Here is a 5,317-nt window from a genome sequence, read left to right as displayed (position 1 = left end):
CGGGCGCCGCCGATGTGGCGGCCGGTCGACCGACGATCCTCATGCTGCACGGCGGCGGTCAGAATCGTTTCTCCTGGAAGAACACCGGCCAGATCTTGGCCGACGAAGGATTCCACGTGGTCGCGCTGGACAGCCGCGGCCATGGTGACAGCGACCGGGCACCCGACGCCGACTACGACATCGAGACGCTGACCGCGGACGTCATGCAGGTGCTCGACGCCATCGGCCGGCCGGTCATGCTGATCGGGGCGAGCATGGGCGGACTCACCGGGATCCTCGTCGCGGACCGGGCCGGCCCGAAGCGGGTCACCGGGCTGGTGCTCGTCGACGTCGTCCCGCGGTTCGAGAAGAACGGCAGCGCCCGCATCCGTGACTTCATGTTCAGCGGGCTGCACGGCTTCGCCTCGCTGGATGAGGCCGCCGACGCCGTCGCCGCATATCTGCCGCACCGGACCAAACCGCGCAGCCCCGAGGGGTTGAAGAAGAATCTGCGCCTGCGCGACGGCCGCTGGTACTGGCACTGGGATCCGGCCTTCATGACCAAGCCCGGCGACGACCCGGAGCTGCGCACCGAGAACTTCGAACACGCCGCGGCCAACCTGACGATCCCGGTGCTGCTGATCCGCGGCAAGCTTTCCGACGTGGTCAGCCCGGAAGGTGTGCGGCACTTTTTGGACACCGTGCCGAACGCGGAGTTCGTCGAGTTATCCGATGCCGGGCACACCGCTGCGGGCGACGACAACGACGCCTTCAGCGACGTCGTGGTGAAGTTCGCGACGCGACCGGCATGACCCGGTCTGCGTAGCCCGTAAGGTCAGCCGACTGTGAGGTGACGGCACCGATGTATCCATCGGGCCGAATCAGTACGGCCGCACCATCTTTGACGTCATAAGCATTCCGGATGTGGTTATCGACGTCGAAGAGGTCGTCACCGATGCAGTAAGAGGCCACGCCGGCACGATCCAGGATGGGCGCGCTTACCCCGAATCTCAGTAGCGTCCACAGCGGTCCGGCGTAGCAGTCGAACAGGCGCACCGGCCGACCGTCACTGCCCGTGCATGGCGCGTCGGGTGCTCGATCACCAGCGGCCACAACGGAACTGGAGCTGTCATCGAGGGTCAATGGTCCCAGCCGGTAGCTGATGTCGAGTTGTCGAGTTTCCTCGCCACGCTCGAACGCGTCATCGGCGCCGCTGAGGTGCTTTTGCAACAAGGCGGTGCTGATGCCGAGCACCCGCGCGGCGACGGGCAGCCGCTCGGATTCATAGCTGTCCAGCAGTTCGTCGGGCGTCCCGTCGAGCACGGCAGCCAGCTTCCAGCCGAGGTTATAGCCGTCCTGCACGCCCGTATTGAGGCCTTGGCCGCCGGAAGGCGGATGCACGTGCGCGGCGTCTCCGGCCAAAAAGACGCCACCGAGGCGAAACTGCTCGACCATGCGAACATTCGGGCGCCAGATTGTGCTCCAGGTCAGTTCGCGCAGCCGAATGTCGCTACGCCCGGATGCGGATTCCAATGTCTGCTGCAGACCGTCGAGCGTGAGGGGTACGCCGGGCGCCCGGGTGGTGAGCACATAAGTGTCATCGCCACCCGCCAGCGGCGTGAAGCCGAAGAAGGTCTGTCCGTCCAGCAACCACCCGTGCCCGAAGTCGTGATCCAAGCCATCGACGCGCACATCGGCCAGCAGCAACGTGATGTCTTCGTTGGTCTCGCCGGCGAACGGCACCGCAAGTCGCTTGCGCACGGTGCTGCGACCGCCGTCGGCGCCGACCAGATATTTCGCCCGCAGAGCCTGGCCGTCTTCCATGGCCACGGTGACCCCCCGCGGATCCTGCTCGAACGCGGCCACCCCAGCGTTGAGCGTGACTTCGACCCCATGAGCGGCCAGCTGCGAGCGCAGGATCTGCTCGGTGCGCCATTGCGGCACAAACCACACGTTCGGATACGGCACGTCGGGTCGCGGCGCCACCGGCTCCGCCATCCGCCCCTCCCACACCACCTGGTCCTCGGCATAGACCCGGGTCAGCGGCGCCGACATGCCGGCCGAAATCACTTCGTCGAGCACCCCGAGGTCCTCGAACACTTCCAGGGTGCGCGGGGAGATTCCGTCACCGCGTGATCCCACCGAGAAGCGATCGGCTTTGTCGACGATCCGTACGCCGACACCGCGACGAACCAAGTCCAGCGCCAACGTGAGCCCGGTGGGCCCGGCTCCCGCCACCAGCACGTCAGCGTCCATAGCGGCTCCTTTAGTTGAATATCGATTCAGTGAATTAGAATTCAGTGTGTGCGGTGTTAGCTTCTCTGTCAAGGAGGGCGCAGGGTGAAACGCACCGAACAGGCCGCCAGCACCGAAGCGGCACTGAAAGACGCGGCCCGCCGCGTGTTCGCCCGTCAGGGCTACCTGAACGCCAAGATCACCGACATCACCGCCGAAGCCGGTCGCGCCGCAGGGTCGTTCTACAACCACTTCGCCAGCAAGGAAGAAGTCCTCACCGCGCTGCTGACCGACGCGTTGGCGGAAGACGACGCAGCGATTTTCGCGTCGGACTCCCAACATGAAGCAGACTTCAGCGACCGCGACGCGGTTCGCTGGCACGTCGCGAACTACTGGCGGTTCTTCACCCGCTACATCGTGGAGCTCACCGCGCTACGCCAGGCCGCGCTGGTCAACACCGAGTTCGGTGCGAAACTCGAAGCACTCACGGCCGCAAATCTCGACCATTTGCGTGATCATCTGGTGCCGATCACCAAAGCCGGACGCACCCTGCCGGGACCGCCCGAGTTGGTGCTGCCCATGTTCGCTGCACTGCTGGACGGATTCCGTTACCGCTGGGAGCATTTCGACGGCAGGTTCGGCGGTCGACGTATCGATGACGACGAAGCCATCGACACGTTGACGGAGTTTCTCTACCGAGCCCTGAACGGCTAGCCGCTGGGCTTCTCGGCGTGCCCACCGAACTGCTTGCGCATCGCCGACAGCGCCTTGTTGGCGAAGTCGTCGAGGCTGCGCGAGGCGAAACGAGACTGCAACGCGGTCGTCAGCGTCGGCGCGGGAACGCCCTCGTCGATCGCCGCGATCGCGGTCCAGCGGCCCTCGCCGGAATCCGAGACGCGGCCCGAGAACTCGTGCAGGTCGGGTGATTCATGCAGCGCGATCGCGGTCAGGTCCAGCAGCCAGGAACCGACGACGCTGCCCCGGCGCCACACCTCGGCGACATCGGCGATATCGAAATCGTATTGGTAGCACTCCGGGTTCGACAGCGGCGCAGTCTCGGCGTCGCCCTCCTGGACCCGTTTGCCGATGTCGGCGTTGCGCAGGATGTTCAGTCCCTCGGCGAGGGATGCCATGAACCCGTACTCGATCCCGTTGTGCACCATCTTGACGAAGTGACCGGCCCCGGAGTGGCCGCAGTACAGATACCCCTTCTCCGGTTGCGCGATGTCGCCGGTGCGGCCGGGGGTGCGCTCCGCCGCGTCCACTCCGGGTGCGATGGTGGCGAACAGCGGCTCGGCGTGGGCAAAGGACTTCTCGTCGCCGCCGATCATCAGGCAATAGCCACGCTCGCGGCCCCACACGCCGCCGCTGGTACCGCAGTCCAACAGGTGAATGCCCTTATCGCCCAGCAGCTTTGAGTGCCTCAAGTCGTCGCGATAGTACGAGTTGCCGCCGTCGATCACGATGTCGCCGGCCTCCAGTGTGTCGGCCAGGCTTTCGATCACCGTCTGGGTGATCGTGCCCGCCGGCACCATCACCCAGACGATCCGCGGCGTGGACAACTTCTCGGCCAGCTCGGCCAGCGAATACACGCCGGTCGTCCTGTCCTCACTGGCCAACGCCTTGACGGCGGTCGTGTCGTGGTCGTAGACGACACACTCGTGTCCGCCCGCGGTCACCCGACGGACGATGTTCGCGCCCATCCGGCCCAAGCCGATCATCCCTAGCTGCATGTTGCTGGATCTCCTTAGTGGTGGTTGTCGGCTAGCCACGGCTGTTGCCAACCGCGATGTCCGCGTAGCAGTTCGCGCGCCGCGTCCGGCCCCCACGAGCCGGGTTCGTAGTCATGGTTCTTGCCGGGGTTGTCGAGCAGCGGCTGCACGATCCGCCAGGTCTCCTCGATGCCGTCCTCGCGGGCGAACAGCGTGTGATCCCCGGTCAGCGCACCGTGCAGCAGCCGCTCGTAGGGAGTGAGCGGCTCGCCCAAGTCCTGCATGAACGAAGAATCCAGGTGCAAGGCGCGCCAGCGGTCACCGTCGATCGCCGTCAACTGCAGGCGCAATCCGGGATCAGGGTCGATCCGAAGCACGATCTGGTTGGGTTCGGCCCGCCTGCGATCGGGCAGGAAAGCCAGCGAGGGTACGCGGTGGGTGAACAACCGCACTTCGGTGACCCGTTCGGTCAGCGCCTTTCCCGCCCGCAGGAAGATCGGGACCCCGGCCCAGCGCCAGTTGTCGATCTCCACCCGCAGCGCGACGAAGGTCTCGGTCTGGGAATTCTTCTTCACCCCGTCGACGTCGGTGTAGCCACGATATTGACCCCGCACGCATCGGTCGGGTTCCACCGCGGGTATCGCGCGCAGCACATCGGCTTTCTTGTCGTTGTGGTCGTCTGCACTCGGCCCCACAGGAGGCTCCATCGCCACTCCGGCGAGCACCTGCAGCAGGTGGTTTTGCACGACATCGCGTAAGGCGCCGACTCCGTCGTAGAACTTGCCTCGGTCATCGACGCCGAAGTCCTCGGCCATGGTGATGTGGATTTCGGAGATGCAAGTCCGATTCCACAGCTCGGCCAGCGCGAGATTGCCGAACCGCAGATACTCCAGCTCGACGACCGGTTCCTTGCCCAGGAAGTGGTCCACCCGGAAGATCTGGTCCTCATCCAGTACCGCGCGCAGCCGAGCGTTGAGTTCGAGCGCGGACGGCAGGTCGTTACCGAAAGGCTTTTCCACCGCAACGCGCGATCCCTGCAGCAGGTTGGCCTTGGCCAGGTTTTCCACGATCGGCGCGAACAGCGATGGCGGCATCTCCAGGTAGTAGAGGGCGCGCTTGGAACCGACCTGTTTGGCCAGCGCCGCATACAGGGCGGGGTCGGTCACGTCGCCGTGCAGGTAGGACACTCGTCGGGCAAGCCCGTCGAACACCTTGTCGTCGATCTTCTCGCCGGCGGCCGTAATCGCCGTCCGAGCCCGGTCCACCAACTCGTCAGCGGTGATATCTTGGCTGGCCACCCCCAAGACCGGACACCGCAGCAACCCGCTGCGCTCCAAGCGGTAGAGGGCCTGAAAGGTCATCTTGCGGGCCAGATCGCCGGTGATCCCGAA

5 protein-coding genes are annotated in these 5,317 nt (G+C 65.4%); 2 read left to right on the top strand and 3 right to left on the bottom strand.

The annotated features are described in order from the left end of the window. Positions 1 to 791 (top strand): alpha/beta fold hydrolase (locus WAN02_RS01170; protein ID WP_422262039.1); only part of this gene is annotated, 791 nt, incomplete at its 5' end. Here WAN02_RS01170 and WAN02_RS01165 read toward each other — a convergent pair. Continuing rightward, positions 751 to 2,235 (bottom strand): FAD-dependent monooxygenase, encoded by a 1,485-nt coding sequence (locus tag WAN02_RS01165; protein WP_422262037.1) that lies wholly within the window; start codon positions 2,233 to 2,235, stop codon positions 751 to 753. The genes WAN02_RS01170 and WAN02_RS01165 overlap by 41 nt on opposite strands. Positions 2,236 to 2,319: 84 nt before the next feature. On the opposite strand from WAN02_RS01165, the gene WAN02_RS01160 reads away from it, so the two are divergent. Beyond that, positions 2,320 to 2,928 carry a TetR/AcrR family transcriptional regulator gene (locus WAN02_RS01160; RefSeq protein WP_422262035.1) on the top strand — a complete coding sequence of 203 codons (609 nt, stop codon included), beginning with the start codon at positions 2,320 to 2,322 and terminating at the stop codon, positions 2,926 to 2,928. Here the strand turns inward: WAN02_RS01160 and gnd are convergent. Continuing rightward, positions 2,925 to 3,986, bottom strand: a complete 1,062-nt coding sequence (gnd, locus tag WAN02_RS01155; protein WP_422262033.1) for a phosphogluconate dehydrogenase (NAD(+)-dependent, decarboxylating) — start codon at positions 3,984 to 3,986, stop codon at positions 2,925 to 2,927. The two genes, WAN02_RS01160 and gnd, sit on opposite strands and share 4 nt — an antisense overlap. Beyond that, positions 3,962 to 5,317: glucose-6-phosphate dehydrogenase (locus WAN02_RS01150; RefSeq protein WP_422262031.1), on the bottom strand; the 1,356-nt coding region annotated here is incomplete at its 5' end. The genes WAN02_RS01150 and gnd, both read right to left, overlap by 25 nt.

It is taken from the genome of Mycobacterium sp., from assembly GCF_049281135.1.
In the GTDB taxonomy this organism is placed as follows: Bacteria; Actinomycetota; Actinomycetes; order Mycobacteriales; family Mycobacteriaceae; genus Mycobacterium.
The sequence above is the reverse complement of the archived record's forward strand: the minus strand, read 5'-3'. Positions and strand labels throughout refer to the sequence as shown.